Source organism: Cognatundibacterium rugosum (assembly GCF_014284365.1).
Classification (GTDB): Bacteria; Pseudomonadota; Gammaproteobacteria; order Burkholderiales; family Burkholderiaceae_D; genus Undibacterium; species Undibacterium rugosum.
Genome location: NZ_JACOGG010000004.1, coordinates 104,067 through 121,945 on the forward strand (window position 1 = coordinate 104,067; position 17,879 = coordinate 121,945).

The window sequence follows — 17,879 nt, forward strand, 5'->3', positions numbered from 1 at the left end:
TCTTTTGTTATTGGTGTGTTGATACAAATTCGGTCTGGCTCGCCAGATATTGCACGACCCTTTCCATTTTCATGAAGCGTGAGCCTTTCACCAGCACAGTGCAGTCTGCTGTGAGTGCGGCTGCCAGCGCGCTTTGCAGCCCCTCTACGTTGGCAAAATGTTGCGCACCTGCGCCATAAGCACTGACCGCATGCGCCACCAGCTCGCCCAGCAAGTACAGATGGGTGATGCCGGACTCGCGTGCATACGCACCGATCTCGGCATGAAACTGCGGCCCGTTCACGCCCACTTCGCCCATATCACCGAGCACCAGTATGCGTGGTCCGGCCGACTGGCGCAGCACATCGATTGCAGCGCGCACCGAATCCGGATTGGCGTTATACGTGTCATCGATCAGCAGCGCGCCATTGCACAGGGTTTGCGCCTGCAGTCTGCCTTTGACAGGCGCAAATGCTTCCAGCCCCTGCACAATTTGTGCATCTGCTATCCCTATCGCCAGACAGCAGGCAGCAGCAGCCAAGGCATTCAGCACATTGTGTTCACCGGCCGCATGCAAACGTATACTGAGGCTGCGCCCCAGAAAACTGGCCGTCAACAAACTGCCAAATTGTTGCGGCACATAGCAGGCACTGACTTCCGCCTCTGCCTGCAAACCAAAACGCAGAATACGGCGCTGACCGGACTCTTTCGCATACGCGGTCCACAAGGCGCTGTACTCATCTGCATACGGGAATACCGCCACGCCATCCTGAGGCAAGGCAAGGATGGCTGAACCATTTTCTTCTGCCACGGCCTGCACCGTCTGCATAAATTCCTGATGTTCTCGTTGTGCGTTATTGACCAGCACGACACCGGGTTGTGCAACTGAAGCCAGCAAGGCAATTTCACCGGGATGATTCATGCCCATTTCTATCACCGCAGCACGATGTTGCGATGTCAGTCCGAGCAAGGTTAGCGGCACGCCGATTTCATTATTCAGATTGCCGCTGGTCGACAGGCGGGCAGTTTCACCAAACGCAGTCGCCAAAATCGAGGCGATCATCTCTTTCACGGTGGTCTTACCATTACTGCCAGTGACACCGATTACAGGCAAAGTAAATTGCTGACGCCAGTAACGCCCGGTTTCTGCCAGTGCCAGCTTGGTATCCGGCACGATGATGGCAGGCAGTGCAAAATTGGCCGGCACGCGTTCAGCGATAACGGCAGCAGCACTGGAGCTGGCAACCTGCTCAAGAAAATCATGCGCATCAAAATTGTCGCCGCGCAGCGCCACGAATAAATTACCTGGCGCAATACGGCGGCTGTCAGTCGTCACACCGCTTAGGCTGACATCGGCAGTCAGGTTGGTATGGAAGCGAGCCTGGCTGAGTGCGGGCAATAAGTGCTGTAGCGTGGTTTGCATTAGGAAGTCCTCTTCATGCTGGTAGCGACCGTGGCCAGCGCCAGCGAGGCGTGCTCCTGATCAGAAAATGGCCATTTTTTTCCCTGAATATCCTGATAGGTTTCGTGGCCTTTACCAGCGAGCAGAATGACATCGTGGTCGCTCGCATGTTTGATTGCATACAAAATGGCAGATGCGCGGTCTTCGATCACATGCGCCTGACGGCGCATACCCGCCACAATCTGAGCGATGATGGCGGATGGATCTTCGGTGCGCGGATTATCACTGGTCACTACAACATGCTGTGCGGTTTCTGCGACCAGTCCCATCTGCGGACGCTTGCCCGGATCCCGGTCACCGCCGCAACCAAAGACACACCAGAGCTGGCCTGCGCGTTCAGTCGCTACCGGCAGCAAAGTTTCCAGTGTTTTTTGCAAAGCATCCGGTGTGTGTGCGTAATCGATCACGACCATGGCGTGGCCAGGCGAACCGAGTAATTGCATACGACCAGGAACCGGCTCCAGCTTTTCGATTACTGCCACTGCTTTGGCGAATGGAATGCCCTTAGCCAGCAGTACGGCAATCACACCGAGTACATTGCTGATATTGAAGCGGCCAATCAATTGTGTCTTGACCTGGGCATGACCAAATGGGGAATCGAGATGAAAGCTGGTACCGGCATGGCTAGTCTTCAAATGTGTAGCCAGCAGTGTTGCGCTGCCATCTTCTGCATTTTTTTCCAGGCTATAACTCAGCACATTCACTGCAGGATGCTGCTCACGTACATGCTGCAGCATTTGCATTCCAAATGCGTCATCCAGATTCACGATCGCATTTTTCAGGCCTGACCAGTCAAACAAACGCTGCTTCGCCGCTGCGTAGTTCTGCATATCGCCGTGATAATCGAGATGGTCACGGGTCAGATTAGTCAGCAAGGCAGTATCAAAATGCATGGCATTCAAACGCCCCTGATCCAGTCCTATCGACGACACCTCAATTGCCAGTGCCTGCGCCCCCTGATCGCGCAAGCCACCTAAGGCCCGCTGTAGTTGTATCGCATCCGGTGTAGTGAAGCCAGTTTCCTGCAAATGCGCGACGCTGCCCTGCTGATACAGTCCCACGCCCAGCGTGCCGATGACAGCGGTATCGCATTTAAGCTGAGACAAAGCCTTTGCTATCCATTGCGTACATGAAGTCTTGCCATTGGTGCCAGTGACGCCCACAGTATGCATAGACTGGTCAGGATGCGCGTACCAGGCAGCCGCCAGCTCTGCGACATGGCTGTGTAAATCCGGTACCGCCAGATGCGGCACGGCCCAGTCAGCTTGCCAGCTAAAATCTGCGGCTTCATAGACGATAGCCGCTGCACCCTGCTCTATGGCTTGCGCGATGAAATGACGGCCATCACCCTGATGGGTCAGCAGCGCGAAAAATACGTCACCCGCCAGTATCTGTCGGGAATTCGAACACAGCTGCGCACCTGTCGCATGCGTTCTGAGCCAGTTTAAAATTTCGTTCATGGAGACATCGGTGTTGATCATTACATGCTCTCCTGTACACTGGTATCAGGAATAATCCTGGTCACTGAAGAGTCAGGAGGAACATTCATAGAGCGCAAAACATTGGCCGTGATGGTAGCAAATACCGGTGCGGCGACTACACCGCCGTAATAGCCACCGACAGTCGGCTCATCGATCATTACTGCGACAATCACACGTGGATTAGAAACCGGTGCAAAGCCAACGAAATCACCTACGTATTTTTTGACGTAATGACCGCCTTCAAGTTTATGTGCGGTACCGGTTTTACCGGCCACCCGATAGCCAGCGATACGAGCCTGGGGTGCAGTCCCGCCCGGTTCAGTCACCGATTCCATCATCAGACGCATTTGCTGCGCGGTTTTTTCGGAAATCACACGCTGACCACGCGGCATTTCTGTCGTTTTTTCAAAGGTCAAGGGAATCAGATCGCCATTGCGTGCAAAGATGGTGTAAGCACGCGCCATCTGGATCAGCGATACCGACACACCATGGCCATAGCTCATCGTCGCCTGTTCGATAGGACGCCAGTTTTTGTGGTTACGTAAGCGACCTGCGACTGCACCGGGGAAACCGATTTTCGGCTGCTGACCAAAGCCAACGGTGGTAAATAGCTCCCACATTTCTTTAGGCGGCATTTGCAACGCCATTTTGACAGTGCCGATGTTTGAAGATTTCTGTATCACCTGAGATACTGTCAGCGAGCCTTGTTTATGCGCATCGTGTATCGTTTCCGGACCGATTTTCATCACGCCAGGTGCAGTTTCTATGATAGTGTCCGGCGTCACACGTCCGGTTTCCAGCGCCCATGCGACCGGAAACGGCTTCATGGTCGAACCGGGTTCAAAGGTATCGGTCAGTACCCGGTTACGCAATTGTGCACCGGTCAGTACTGAACGGTCATTCGGGTTATAAGTAGGCAGGTTCACCAGCGCCAGCACTTCGCCAGTCTGTACATCAATCACAACCGCACCACCGGCCTTGGCTTTATGTTTTTCGACCGCCTGCTTCAGATGGGTGAAAGCGATATACTGAATTTTGCTATCTATCGACAGGGTCAGTTCCTTGCCATCATGGGGTTCACGAATCGCCTGTATATCTTCCACGATACGACCCAGACGGTCTTTGATTACGCGGCGGCTGCCCGGCTTACCTGCCAGATTTTTTTCTGAAGCCAGCTCTATCCCTTCCTGCCCGATATCTTCTACGCTGGTAAAGCCAACCACATGTGCCATTACCTCACCTTCGGGGTAATAGCGTTTATATTCTTTACGTGCTTCGATACCAGGGATGCCCAAAGCCAGAATTTTTTCCGCCACTGGCATTTCAACCTGACGCTTCAGGTACACCAGCTGACGGTCAGAATCGAGCTTCTTACGCAAGTCGGGCTCGCTCATTTCCAACAGGATGGCCAGCTGGCTTAATTTGTCTGCGGGTGCAGCACGCACATCTTCCGGATCGGCCCAAATTGCACGCACTGGCACAGAAGACGCCAGCACCTGACCATTTCTGTCCGTGATTTTGCCGCGCGTGGCAGGCAATTCTATGTTGCGGGTATAACGGCTGGCTCCCTGCTTTTGCAAAAAGTCTGTGCTTTTCACTTGCAGGAATAAAGCACGTGCGATCAACGCAAAAAACGCGCTGAACAACAGGAACAGCACCAGGCGCGAACGCCAGGTCGGCAGCTTCACTTCCAGTAAAGGATTTGACGCATAAGCGACACCGCGCGAGGCGGCCGTGCGGGACATGTTGCGGCTGCGGCTCATTTGACTTCCACCGCTTTCAAATACTGCGTGCGATCGGGTGTGATCGGCAGCATATTCAGTTCACTGGCAGCTGTGGCCTGGATGCGCGAATGCTTACCCAGCGTAGACTGATCCAGTTTGAGCTGGGTCCATTGCAATTCATACTGGCGACTCAAGGTCTGTTCGCGCTCGAGCTCAATAAACAGGCGACGCGCCTGATACTGCGCATTGATCAGCAGTAGTGCACAACTGATCAGCATGGTTGCGAGCACGATATTGAGCCTGTTCATTGCAAGCCCCCATCCGGCAGACGCTCTGCCACACGTAAAATCGCGGAGCGCGAACGCGGATTCACTGCGATTTCTTGTTCAGATGGCTTGATACGCTCCACCAGACGCATTTTGGGTTGAGGCAGTTCCGTCTGACGTATAGGCAGGCGGCGGTCAGGTTGCTCGACCTTGACCTTAGAGGCAAAGAATTGCTTGACGATGCGGTCTTCCAGCGAATGGAAGCTGATCACCGACATACGCGCCTGCGGTGCCAGCGCTGCATAGGCGGCATCCAGACCTACTTCGAGATCTTCGAGCTCTTTATTGATGTAAATCCGTATAGCCTGAAAGGTGCGAGTTGCCGGGTCCTTACCCTTCTCGCGAGTTTTGACGGCGTGTGCGACCAGTTGTGCAAGTTGTCGGGTTCCAGTAATGGGATCCGTTTTCCGGCAAGCAACAATCGCCTTTGCAATCTGAAAAGCAAACCGTTCTTCCCCATAATTCTTAATCACCTCCCTGATTTTTTCCTCGTCTTCATGCGCCAGCCATTCTGCTGCTGAGATACCACGGGTGGTATCCATGCGCATATCGAGTGGACCATCGGCCCGAAAACTGAATCCACGTGCGGCATCATCCACCTGCGGCGAAGAAATGCCGAGGTCAAGTAACACACCGTCTACGTGCTGTATTTGTAATTGCGCCAGCGCTTCTGTGATGGTCGCAAAACTGTTGTGTACGATCGTAAAACGCGGATCGCGTATTTCTGCGGCATTGGCGATAGCCTGAGTATCTTTATCAAACGCGATCAGACGACCGCGTTCCGATAATTTTTCCAGGATCAGGCGGCTATGCCCGCCACGGCCAAAAGTGCCGTCGATGTAGGTACCATGCGCACGCTCGCCACTCAGATCGAGGGCATCCACCGCCTCGTGCAAAAGCACGGTGGTGTGCGTGAATTCTGTCGCCTGCTGATTGGTCATTGCTCGCGATCAGAAAGTGAAATTGTTTAAAACATCCGGGGCACCTGCCGCTTTCGCATTGGCTTCATTCTCAGCCAGACGACCGGCATCCCAGATTTCGAAATGGCTACCCATGCCTAACAGCATGATGTCGCGCTGTATGCCCACTGCATTACGCAACTCGGGTGCCAGCAGGATGCGTCCTGCACTATCCATGTCGACATCAAAGGCATTCCCGAGAAAAATGCGCTTCCAGTCACGCGCCTGAATCGGCCAGGCAGCGATTTGTTCACGGTGGGATTCCCAGGTAGGGCGCGGAAACAGCAACAGACAACCGTCGGGATGACGGGTCAGGGTGATTTGCCCCTGATAGCGTTCGCTCAGGGCATCACGATAGCGCGCAGGAATACTCATCCTGCCTTTCGCATCGAGATTGAGTGCGGATGGACCCTGAAACACGCTATTTACCTTTTGTCTGAACTTGTACGCGGAAGTGGTTTGGTGAAGATATAAGAATGCTGGGATTTTTTCCCACAAAATTACACTTTTTCACACTAATGCCCACTTTAGAGGATGCATGAGACATGGTCAAGCAAAATTACAGACAAAAAAAAGCAATTTCTTTAATGAAGTCAATGACTTAGCACGCGACGCCGAATATTTCTAAAATAAAATTCTTAGATAAATGAATGACTTACATCGCTTTGTGCATGTGAGACCTCAGAAATAAACACAAAATGCCGGAATTTTCCGGCATTGATTTTTTACAATTTGGAAGAATTTAAGCGATCTTAGCGACCGCTTCCTGCTTTTTACAGGCGTGAAAAGCGGTCACAGCGGTGCTTGTGACCTGCTCTGCGTCAGATGGCATCGATCGCGATAGGCTGACCGCTGCTGACCTGCCTTTGCAGCAGCGTCTGGAACTCTTTGGCAGTAATCGCTTTGCTGAAGTAAAAGCCCTGATATTCATCACAGGCGAAGTTGAGCAGGGTATCAAGCTGCATGCGTGCATCCACCCCTTCCGCAATAACCTTCAGGCCCAGCGTATGTGCCATCGCGACGATGGCCAGTACGATGGCCGTGTCATTCGGATCATCGGGAATATCTTTAATGAAAGACCGGTCTACTTTGACGCTATCGACCGGGAAGCGCTTCAGATAAGCCAGCGAAGAATAACCGGTACCGAAGTCATCAATCGACAAGGTAAAACCGGCATCCTTAAAGCCATCCATCAGCTTGATCGCCTGCTCCCGGTTGTGCATCACCATGCTTTCAGTGATTTCAAATTCCAGAGCATTGGCCGGTACGCGCCAGAAATCGACCACACTTTTCACTTCTTCCAGCAAGCCCATGTCATTGAACTGTGAACCGGACAAATTAATCGCAACACGGCCAAACTGCGGATCGGCCTGTCTGAAATTGAGCACATCACGGCAGGCAATATCCAGCACCAGCATACCTAGTCGTGGAATCAGACCGGCTTCTTCTGCCAGCATGATGAAGTCATTCGGATACAGGATACCGCGTTCAGGATGGTTCCAGCGTACCAGCGCTTCGGCACCGACGATCATGCCAGTGTCGACCGCGATCTTAGGCTGGTAATACACCACGAACTCACGTCGCTCCAGTGCTTTGCGCAAGCGCGCCTCAAAGGCCAGCCGCTCCACGGTGTGCGTATTCATTTCCGAGGCATAGAACTGGTAATTATCTTTACCCTTATTCTTGGCGCGGTACATCGCGATATCGGCATTTTTCAATAGGGTTTGCGCATCTTTTCCGTCCGCCGGGAAAGTCGCGATACCGATACTGGCGCTGAGCTGGCATTCCTGACCGTCGATTTCAAATGGCTGCGACGCTTCGTACAGCAGCTTGTCGGCGATATCACCGAGATCACGCGGCTCATGGAACTGATCGATCAACAGTATGAATTCATCACCGCCGATGCGCGCCACGATGTCCGATTCACGCAGGGTATGACGGAAACGCTGAGCCACGCTGCGTAACACCTTGTCACCCTCGTCATGTCCGAAGGTATCATTGATATTTTTAAAGCGATCCAGATCGAGGAACAGTACCGCCAGCCGGCTGCGGTTACGCTCCGCCAGCGCCAGTGCCTTAGCCAGATGCTGGTTATACAAAAAGCGATTGGGCAAGCCAGTCAGTTCATCGTAATGCGCGAGCTGCAGGATTTTTTTCTCAGAACGACGGCCTTCTATCGCGATACTGGCGATTTCTATCATGATCCCGATCAGGCCCATGTCCTCATCATTGAGTGCAGGCTTACTCGAGAACAGCAGACAAAACGATCCTAATACCTGCCCATGTTTATCCATCAGCGGCCAGGCGGTTGCCGCCGTCAAATGACGGATCGCCTCCAGCTGATTCACAAATTGCATGCTGGGTGCAGTCAGCAAGTCATCGCTCTGGACCGGACAAGCGACCAGCACGGCTTCGCTCCAGATGCCATTCCCATGCGTGACCGGCAAACCCGATAACTGGTCCAGCAGCACGTCGGGAAAACGCTTGCCGACACCCTGCACAAACGTACGCTGATCATCCGACAATAACTGTATCCCGGTAATCCATTGCGGACGCATTTCTTGCACGAAGTCACAGACCGCATTCAATATATAGATAGGATCTTCATTACCACCTATCAGTTGCAGCAAGCGGTTCTGACCTTCCAACAAGCGCTCTGTGCTCTTGCGTGAATTGATATCACGCTCCATACAAAATACCAGCATCTCGCCATTGAGTTCGACCCGGCTTAAGCTGACTTCATTGTAAAACGGCTCACCATTACGGTTCATGACCCATTCAAAGCGCTGCGGAATACCGGCAAATGCACGGTCTACCAGCAGTCTGACCAGCTCACTGCTATCTGTTTGAGTGAAGCCTGCCACGGATTGTGCCGGCTGAGAAAAACAGCCGACCCGTTTGCCAATAATTTGCGATTCATTATTCAGTCCCAATAACGTGACTGCAGCCGGATTGCAATCGACATACAGGTAATCGCGACTGATCAGCATGATGGCATCCTGCGCGCCCGAAAACAGCAGACGGTAACGGCTTTCACTCGCATCAAACCTGGCTTTGGATTCCTGTAAACGTCTGAGCTGAATCAGCAACAATATCGCCAGCACCAGGATAAACAGCACCGTGGTGGCGGTAAACATCACCCTTTGGCGTACCCGGCCGTTCCAGTCGGTCAGAATATCGTCGATATTCCTTGCATACACCAGCGTCAGTGGCATACCTGTAATCTTACGATAGGTGTACAGGTAATCACCACTACCGCCCATCAGCGGGCCACTCTGCAATGAACCCTCGGTATTGGTATCCGTAATCGCCGTCATCACATCGTGTTGGCTAATAGGCGTGTCCAGATAGGTTTTATCGAAAGGTGCCCGGGCCAACACATTGCCGCTGCTGTCATGCAGGGAAATCGCCGCTGCACTGCCGCGTGCGACCAGCTCATAAAAGTCCTGGAAATAGGCCAGCCGGATATCAACCTCAAGTATCGCCAATAGCTGTCCGTCATCGTTATAGACATTGCGTGCAATCGGCAAAATCCACAAGTCCGTCTCATCCAGCCTCAGAGCAGAGCCAATTGCCAGCGCCCGTTCTTTTGGTTTTTTCAATAAGGTAGCGATATGGGTCTGGCTATGACTGCGGGGATTTTTTTCGATTGCTACCTGCTCAGCCGGACGGCTCGCAATCTGTCGCAGGCCAGCGCTGCTATAGACAGATACTGCGTAGATAAACTGGGTATCCTGATGCTGGGTGTGCAGAACTTTTTGCAAGCGCGCATCCTGGTCAGGACTGCCGGGGTTTTGACGGATTTCTGTGCTGATCAGCTCCATTTCACGCAGGGCTTCACTCAATGCCCGGCCCGCATGTTCTTCCAGGATGCGCACGGTGAAATAACTATTCTGCTGTGCATCGGCCAACGTCAGGCTATGGTCTTCGCGCACCGACCACCAGCTTTGCGCAATGATGACGAACAACACCAACACGATACAGACGACGAAGGCCATCAAAGGCACATCGCGCACTTTTTTAATCCCTGTTGTCTCCATGCGTTTCGTTTTTATGTGTTGTAGGACTTACGCAAAACCGCTCCAGCGGCGCTATGGCTCCTTGCCAGGACAATTTTGCGTAAGTCCTCAGTTGTAATCAGTAACTCTTTACGCCGAAGTTTGTCACCAGACACGGCAGACCTGATGCAGCACCCGCCGCGCTCCCTACTGCGACGTATGGCTGCGCTGCCAGCTGGAAATCGGGTAAGTGTAACACCAGTGTTTTTGATTTTGCCTGAAACTTTGGAGTGAAACGTCGATTTATCTCATCCTGAGTGCGGCCAGATATAAAATAAACCGGAAACAATATGGATCAGGCTGCTTTGACCATGGTGTGCGGCCCACCAGCTCTAAGCTGTGGCGCACGGTATTGAGAAGTGAATTAGAAGTAAAGCAGGCCGGTAGGCCGGATTCTGTTACGGTCACGCATATTGCTATACGCGACTATGACAATCATTCCTCTAGGCGACGGATTGCTCCGCCGCTCAAGCTTTCTACCCGCACGCTCCGCGAGCCACATCAACGCGTGCCTATTTGAAATTGCTCCGGGTGGAGGTTACCGCGTTTCACCGTAACTCAATACGCTCGTCTCTGTGGCCCTATTCCTCGTCTTATATCGCAAGCTGAGCCTGCGACTTTCAACGTACGGCCGTTAGCCGTCACCCTGCTCTGTGGAGTCCGGACCTTCCTCCCGTCGCCACATTGCTATGGCAACCAGCGATTGTCTGGCCTGCTTCGGGCGCTATTGTAACCGAAAGCAGGCAATCCCGCCCTGATTATCCGCGCCGCGCCGGGATAGCGCCGCCATCCCGGCTAAGACCAGTTAGCCGCCGCTGTTGTGATTTCCCTACGCCCGCACAGATCTGAAAACACTGATTTCCAAATAGAAGACCTATATTCCATGCGGCTTTCCAAGCCAAAATGACCTGTCAGCCAGTCTGTATCAGGGCGATGGATTCCATTCCAAATATGGCGCAGTTTCTGGTAGCGTACGGTTTCCTTTGATAAAACACAGGCTTACCCAAACTTGCTGCGGCAGTTCAGGTAAGACCAACAACGATAAAAAATAGAATGAAGACATTACGCTCTGGTGGTCAGTTGGTGGTGGACGCATTACGCGTGCACGGAGTTGAGACAATTTTTGGTGTGCCCGGCGAGAGTTATCTGCCAGTGCTGGATGCGCTGCATGACAGCACGATACGCTTCATCATCAACCGCCAGGAAGGCGGCGCGGCATTTATGGCCGATGCCTATGGCAAGATGACCGGCAAGCCCGGTATCTGCTTCGTCACGCGCGGGCCGGGTGCCACCAATGCCTCGATAGGCGTACATACCGCGTATCAGGATTCGACCCCGATGATCCTGTTCATCGGCCAGGTCGGCAATGATTTTGTGGAGCGCGAAGCCTTTCAGGAAATCGATTACCGCCGCATGTTTGGTCCTATGGCGAAATGGGTGGCACAGATAGACCGCGCCGACCGCGTCCCCGAATACATCGCGCGCGCCTTCCAGGTCGCCACCAGCGGCCGCCCTGGCCCGGTGGTGCTGGCACTGCCGGAAGACATGCTGGCCCAGACCGTGGAAGTAGCAGATACCCGGCATTACACGCCGGTACAGGCTTACCCTTCGCCAGCACAATTGAGCCAGCTGCGCAGCATGCTGGAAGCGGCTGAGCGTCCTGTGCTGATCCTGGGCGGCAGCGGCTGGGATCAAACCGCCTGCACCCAGCTGCGTGAATTCGCAGAACTGAATCATTTGCCGGTCGCCTGCGCTTTCCGTTTTCAGGACTTGCTGGACAATGCGCATCCTAACTACATCGGTGATGTCGGCATCGGCATTAATCCTCAGCTGGCAAAACGCATACAGCAAGCCGATCTGGTGATTGCGATTGGCCCGCGCCTGGGTGAAATGACGACAGGTGGCTACACTCTGCTGGAAGCCCCGCTGCCAAAACAAACGCTGGTACACGTACACAGCGATGCGCTGGAACTGGGGCGCGTCTATCAGGCGCCACTCATGATCAATAGCGGCATGAAGGAATTCGCACATGCGCTGTCGGAACTCGGCAAGCAAGGCAAGTTAGCAAGCGCCACCCGCTGGCAGCACAGCGTGGCTGAAGCCAAAGCAGAGCTGCACGCCTGGCAGCAGGAACCCGCCATTTTTGCCAAAGAAAATGCGCCGCTCAATCTGTGGCAAGTGGTGCAGAACATCATGCACCTGGCTCCGGCTGACAGCATCATCACCAATGGCGCTGGCAATTACGCGACCTGGGCCCATCGTTACTTCCGTTATGCCGGACTGCGCACCCAGCTGGCACCGACTTCAGGTGCGATGGGTTACAGCGTGCCATCTGGCGTGGCCGCCAAGCTCACTGCACCTGAGCGTTGCGTGATCACATTTGCGGGTGATGGGGAATACATGATGAATGGTCAGGAGCTGGCCACCGCGGTGCAATACCGTGCTGGCATCGTCATCATCGTGTTTAACAATGGCATGTACGGCACCATACGCATGCATCAGGAAAGAGAATTCCCTGAACGTGTGTCCGGCACCGAATTACATAATCCTGATTTTGCCGCACTGGCCCGTGCTTATGGTGCGAGTGGTGAAACCGTATTGAGCACGGAAGAATTCGGACCGGCATTGGAGCGCGCGCTGCAGCATACCCGAGATCACCAGTTGCCAGCCCTGATCGAATTGCGCTACGACGGCAATCTGATCACACCAGGCGCGAGTCTGATGCAATTGCGGGCGCAGGCCAAAGCTAGCGGGAAATAACCTACAAAACATCGTGCAATGATCGCGCAAAGACAAACGCCGCACCAGCTCAGCCAGTGCGGCGTTTTCTTTTGCGGCAAAATCAGGAAGCACGAAAAGTCTTCAGCGCTGAATTCCAGGCAAACTGATTTGCATACGGTGCTTTTTTTCTGAGCACAGCCAGGCAGTCCTGGGTCTCCATCACCTTATCTTCTATCGTATCCAATTCTTCAAACTGACTCAGCAACTCCTGATGCACGTTGGCATAATACACATCGTCCAGAATCAGGCGCAGTGTCATTTGACGTGTTAATTGCAGTTTTCTGTGCAAATACAAGACACTGATCGCCAGAATCAGAATGACTGCTCCAGTTAAGAGATGTAACTGCATGCTGTTCTCCTGTGTGTTCGGTCAAAATAAGTTCAAATTGCGATCAATATCAGTTCACAATAAAGGCATGCAAATTGCATGTTCATGACGACGACTGTGAAAGTGCTGATCAAGCTGTCGGTTCTGACAGCAAGACTAATGCCAGCATGGAAGACAGGCCAATGGATACGCTTCACACTGCGCAACGCTGCCATCACAAGGACGCAAATAGCCAGAATAGCGCCATCAGAGAGCCGGACTAAGCCAGTTCATGGTCTGCTATTTTTATATGTAAATTGACATGACGCACAATGAAATTTACATTCACTGCTTTACATGCAATTCACGATAAGGTCACTATGAGTTTCAGCGATCACACCATGACCTCTCCTTCTCTGCTGGTGGCAGGCAATAGCTGCCCGATGCTGGGTTTGACTATCGCCTGGCATCCGGACAGTAATCGCGTCGGCGAGCAGTTTATCGTTGCTGATCCGCAGGCAGAACTGGAGCTGAGCCGCTTCAGTCCCGCCTTCCGGCTGGCTGGCAAAGAAGCGCTGCCACTCGGTCATGGCGGTATATCGCGCGAGGCACTGCGCATACAACGCAATGGCGATCAGGGCGTGCTGATTACACCACCTGCCAGCCGTATGGTGGTCGAGGTCAATGGTGTGCCTGTCCATGCTGCGGTTCACATCACGCGGGAGCAACTGAGCAAGGGGCTGATACTCGGACTCGGGCGCGCCGTGCTGATTTGCCTGCACTGGATGCAATGCCTGCCGAAAATGAATGAGATGGAAGGCGTCATCGGTGTCGGCAGCAGCGCGATACTGTTGCGCGATCAGATCCGTCAGGTGGCCAATACCGATTTTCCTGTGCTGCTGCTGGGCGAAACCGGTACCGGTAAAGAAATTGCGGCGCGTGGCATACACCAGCACAGCCAGCGTCGTCACAGCCAGATGGTGACCGTCAATATGGCGGCCTTGAACGAATCACTGGCCGCCGCCGATTTGTTTGGCGCAGCCCGTGGTGCTTACACCGGCGCGCAACAGGCACGTAAGGGCTTATTTGCGGAAGCGGAAAACGCCACCCTGTTTTTAGATGAAATCGGCAATACCCCGGCCAGCATACAACCCATGCTGCTGCGGGTATTGGAAACCGGCGATTACCGGCCACTCGGCGCGCCCCAGGATTTGCATGCCAGTGCACGCCTGATCGCAGCAACCGATCAGGATTTATACGGTGAGAATTTCAATCAGGCCTTGTTACGCCGCCTGGAAAGTTTTGTGATTCACTTGCCGCCACTACGTGAACGCCGCGAAGACATCGGTATCCTGATCCAACATCTGCTCAGGCAAAGTAAACTCGAGTATCCGGTGACCTTACCCACTTCACTGATCAGCGACTTATTGATTTACGACTGGCCAGGCAATATCCGTCAGCTCAGTCATGTGCTGCGCCGCATACTGCTTGCGCTGCAAGCCGGACAGCCAGCCGACTTCCATCAGCTGGTCGGCGCCAGCAAAGAGCGCAGCAGCGTCGCGTCAGCCACGCCCTCGACGAGCCTTGCAACGAAAAGCAGCGAGACAGCACCTGCAGTACGCAAGAAATTGACCGACCTGAGTGAAGACGATGTACTGCAGGCGATGATACAACATGACTGGTATATCCAGGGGGCAGCGCAGGAGCTGGGCATATCACGGCCCTCCATGTATAAATTGCTGGAGCAGCATAGCCAGATACGCAAGGCAGAGCAGATACCGGTCGCAGAATTACGCGCTGTGCTGGATGCGACCCAGGGCGTGATCGAGCAAGCCGCCCACAAACTCAAAACCCCAGCCGAAAGCCTGCGCCGTTACGCACGCATCATCGCCATTAGCGCACTCAGCGGATAAGCTGCTGCTGGCCTGATCGCCTTGTTCGTCGCAGTAAGGATGAAAACAAAAAAACCGGCCTCGGCCGGTTTTTTTATCCATACAGCGCAGATCTGTATTACTCCTGACCTACGCCACCTGTACCCACATCTGCTTCAGGATCAATCAGGAAAGGAATGCTGATCGCTTCATGGCCAAAAGTCAGGGTCGCCTGATAGGTACCTGTGATCACAAAGCTCCAGTTACCAGACTTTTTATCGACGGTAAATACATCGCCTTCTTTAACCGGAAATTTAAATCCCTCTTGCCCGGCAAATGGATTCAGTGGCAAATCATTTGCCAATGGGCGCCAGTACATCACGCCATCCAGGACTTCACGTCCTTTAAACGAAAACCTCAGAGTGTCGCCATAAGCCAGCGGGGGCATGGTATTCAAAGGCAGGATATCCTTGTCATCCAAGAAGATCAGAAAGGATGGTGTGGTACCGCCGTATCTCAAATCCACTGTAAACACATAGTTCTTTGCCATTCAGACTCCGCAATATTAAGTTCTACTTCAGATAAGCCGGATCACGGCGCAAGGCCATTAAATCCGGTTCCGCTTCTATTGACTTGACCGGAAAGCCAAGTTGTACAGCTTTTGCAATTTCTGCTAAAGCCAACTGCCTGTCACCAAGCAATTCATATGCCATACCAGCACGGAAATGTACATTCGCATTCGCCGGTGCCAGTTCCAGTGCATGCCTGATATGGCGTACAGCTTCTTCTTTTTCACCCAGCCTGGCGCTATATAAGCCCATACGGTACACCAGCACCACATCGTCGGGTGCTCGTAACAAATGTGGTGCCAATAATTCCTTGGCTTTCAGATAGGCGGCGCGCGCTTCCGGCTTGCGACCAGGTATCCACAGCAGAGTATCCGCCAGATTGGCCCAATAGCTATAATTGGCAGGATTCCCCTTATCAGGTGCCACAGCCTGCTCAAACGCACTGGCAGCCCCCAGATAATCGGCCTTTTGAAATAAAGCCACGCCCAATGCGGTATTGAGCCTGCCGCTGGAGCGTATCTGTAAGCCTTGTTGCAAGACATGCAGCGCGTCTTCCGTGCGTCCCTGACGGCTCATCGTCGCACTCAGATTGGCATAGGCATTCACCGCATCCGGTTGCAATTGAATACTGTCGCGAAAAGCTTGTTCAGCGGATGCCAGGTCTCCGGCAATGTAATGCGCGGTGCCCAGACCATCGGCAAAATATCGGTCATCTGGAAAGCGCTTGCGTGCATCCAGCGCGAAATCGCGCGCCTCATCCAATCGCCCCAGCTTCACGAGGGTTTCGAATTTTCCATACCATGCGAAGCGATTCAATGCATCCAAAGCGAGCGCTCTATTGAAAATCTCCAGCGCCTCTTTTCTGTTCCCTTTATTCAATTGCAGAAGGCCATTCGCCGCATGTGCAATAGCCAACTGTGCATTCAATTTCAACGCATGCTGGACACTGGCATCGGCCTTACTTAACCAGAGCTCATCTCTCTCATCACTTGCATAACGATAACAGTACACCAGCGCCATGCCCGCCACGGCAGCTGCATTTTCGGGATTATGTCTAAGTATGGTCTCAAAGCTCTTAGTTGCTTTATCCAGGCTGCCCGGGCGATCAAATAACTGCAAAGCCTGTATGCCCTGCTGCATGCTCAGTGCTTCTGAATAGGGTTTGAGCAGGCTGAGCTTGTCCTCCAGATAGGGATAGGTCTTCCATGCGCCTAAGCCCAGCACAACTACGGCAGCGAAGATACTGGCGTAACGTCGCCAGGTGGTAGTGGGTATCTGGCTTTGTCCGGCCATCAGCTGGGCGGGCGCGGCGACTGGCAGCGTATCGGATACCGTCGTGCCGGAAAGCATGCCGCTGGCATCTGCATGCGCCAGCAAATCCTGCATGCGTTCCGCCACTGCCGCCATGCCGGGAATACGGCGCTCAGGCTGGCGCGCAGTCATGCTAAGTATCAGTTGCACCACCGTGGTTTCTAACTGCGGCGGGAAACTCCAGGTTTCTGAATTGGATTGCATATGTGCTGCTGCCAGTGCCAGACCCTGTAATTCCGGAAAGGGCCGGTGGCCGGCTACAGCTTCATACAACATCACGCCCAATGCATACACATCAGCCTGTGCATCGGCAGCGCGTCCTAATAAACGCTCTGGCGCCATGTAAGCAATCGTTCCTTGCGGATCCGCATAACTGACCGAACCGGTGGCCTGGGCGTCGTCTTGCGAAGCCAGACCAAAGTCCAGAATACGTACACGGCCTGAGGCTTCCACCATCAAGTTCGAAGGTTTGAGATCGCCATGCACCAGGCCAGCCTGATGCGCGACCTGCATCGCCGCAGCCACTTGTACCAGCCATTCGATTGCGCGTGAAGCAGACACCGGACCTTGCTGCATGAGTTGCTTCAGGGTTTTTCCCTGTATCAGCTCCATCACAATGGCGGCTGGGGACACATCATCTTCGATCGCAAATATCTGCACAAAGGCAGCATGTTTGAGCGAGGCGGCCAGGCGCGCTTCCTTCAGTAACTTAGCCGTCGCCGGTGCGGATTCCTGACTGTCTATTTTCAGCTGTTTGATCGCGACATGGCGGCACAGCTTAGGATCCCAGGCCTGAAAGACATGACCGAAGCCTCCTTCACCCAGCTGTCCCTCGATCTGATAGTGCTTGTAATAGCTCCCTGACGGTAACTCCACCGCGTCTGCGGCATCGTCCCCATTGCTGTTCGTAACTGTAGGCTGGTTTTGCATGTGGTTTCAGATTTAGTCCGTTGTCTGCCTGATCGCTGCCTGCGTCAGCGGCACGCAAACTATGTCAACAATTGCCATATGATAAGCATTTTATATGTAAATAACATGTCAATGAGCAATA

The 17,879-nt window shown here is 53.4% G+C and carries 12 protein-coding genes and 1 other RNA gene; 2 read left to right on the forward strand and 11 right to left on the reverse strand.

All coding sequences use genetic code 11. From position 1 onward, the window contains the following. Positions 1-7: 7 nt before the first annotated feature. The 8 genes from H8K47_RS05160 to rnpB form a co-directional block, all read right to left on the reverse strand. Positions 8-1,402, reverse strand: coding sequence for a UDP-N-acetylmuramoyl-tripeptide--D-alanyl-D-alanine ligase (locus tag H8K47_RS05160; RefSeq protein WP_186880359.1), 1,395 nt, complete (start codon positions 1,400-1,402; stop codon positions 8-10). Further along, positions 1,402-2,922, reverse strand: a complete 1,521-nt coding sequence (locus H8K47_RS05165) for a UDP-N-acetylmuramoyl-L-alanyl-D-glutamate--2,6-diaminopimelate ligase (RefSeq protein ID WP_186880360.1) — start codon at positions 2,920-2,922, stop codon at positions 1,402-1,404. Before H8K47_RS05165 ends, H8K47_RS05160 begins: the two co-directional genes overlap by 1 nt. Further along, complete coding sequence (locus H8K47_RS05170) at positions 2,922-4,685, reverse strand: peptidoglycan D,D-transpeptidase FtsI family protein (RefSeq protein WP_186880361.1); 1,764 nt, start codon at positions 4,683-4,685, stop codon at positions 2,922-2,924. Before H8K47_RS05170 ends, H8K47_RS05165 begins: the two co-directional genes overlap by 1 nt. Further along, positions 4,682-4,954, reverse strand: a complete 273-nt coding sequence (gene ftsL / locus H8K47_RS05175) for a cell division protein FtsL (RefSeq protein WP_186880362.1) — start codon at positions 4,952-4,954, stop codon at positions 4,682-4,684. Before ftsL ends, H8K47_RS05170 begins: the two co-directional genes overlap by 4 nt. Next, the gene (rsmH, locus tag H8K47_RS05180; protein WP_186880363.1) at positions 4,951-5,913 is read right to left on the reverse strand and encodes a 16S rRNA (cytosine(1402)-N(4))-methyltransferase RsmH; all 963 of its coding nucleotides are present in this window, start codon (positions 5,911-5,913) and stop codon (positions 4,951-4,953) included. The genes ftsL and rsmH overlap by 4 nt, the downstream gene beginning before the upstream one ends. Positions 5,914-5,922: 9 nt before the next feature. Further along, entirely contained in the window at positions 5,923-6,351 is a 429-nt protein-coding gene (mraZ, locus tag H8K47_RS05185; protein WP_162020737.1) for a division/cell wall cluster transcriptional repressor MraZ, read from the reverse strand. Between the two features lie 401 nt (positions 6,352-6,752). Beyond that, the gene (locus H8K47_RS05190) at positions 6,753-9,971 is read right to left on the reverse strand and encodes an EAL domain-containing protein (protein ID WP_186880364.1); all 3,219 of its coding nucleotides are present in this window, start codon (positions 9,969-9,971) and stop codon (positions 6,753-6,755) included. Between the two features lie 386 nt (positions 9,972-10,357). Next, positions 10,358-10,708, reverse strand: an RNA gene (gene rnpB / locus H8K47_RS05195) — RNase P RNA component class A. Between the two features lie 334 nt (positions 10,709-11,042). On the opposite strand from rnpB, the gene H8K47_RS05200 reads away from it, so the two are divergent. After that, the gene (locus H8K47_RS05200) at positions 11,043-12,749 is read left to right on the forward strand and encodes a thiamine pyrophosphate-binding protein (protein ID WP_186880365.1); all 1,707 of its coding nucleotides are present in this window, start codon (positions 11,043-11,045) and stop codon (positions 12,747-12,749) included. An 82-nt stretch (positions 12,750-12,831) separates the two neighbouring features. Here the strand turns inward: H8K47_RS05200 and H8K47_RS05205 are convergent, their stop codons facing one another. Then, the gene (locus tag H8K47_RS05205; protein WP_186880366.1) at positions 12,832-13,119 is read right to left on the reverse strand and encodes a hypothetical protein; all 288 of its coding nucleotides are present in this window, start codon (positions 13,117-13,119) and stop codon (positions 12,832-12,834) included. A 290-nt stretch (positions 13,120-13,409) separates the two neighbouring features. Between H8K47_RS05205 and H8K47_RS05210 the strand changes: the two genes are divergently transcribed. Continuing rightward, entirely contained in the window at positions 13,410-14,990 is a 1,581-nt protein-coding gene (locus H8K47_RS05210; RefSeq protein ID WP_186880367.1) for a sigma 54-interacting transcriptional regulator, read from the forward strand. Positions 14,991-15,087: 97 nt separating this feature from the next. On the opposite strand, the gene H8K47_RS05215 is transcribed toward H8K47_RS05210, so the two are convergent. Both H8K47_RS05215 and H8K47_RS05220 read right to left on the reverse strand, forming a co-directional pair. After that, positions 15,088-15,498, reverse strand: coding sequence for a hypothetical protein (locus tag H8K47_RS05215; RefSeq protein ID WP_186880368.1), 411 nt, complete (start codon positions 15,496-15,498; stop codon positions 15,088-15,090). A gap of 22 nt (positions 15,499-15,520) precedes the next feature. Then, complete coding sequence (locus H8K47_RS05220; protein ID WP_186880369.1) at positions 15,521-17,758, reverse strand: serine/threonine-protein kinase; 2,238 nt, start codon at positions 17,756-17,758, stop codon at positions 15,521-15,523. Positions 17,759-17,879 lie beyond the last annotated feature (121 nt).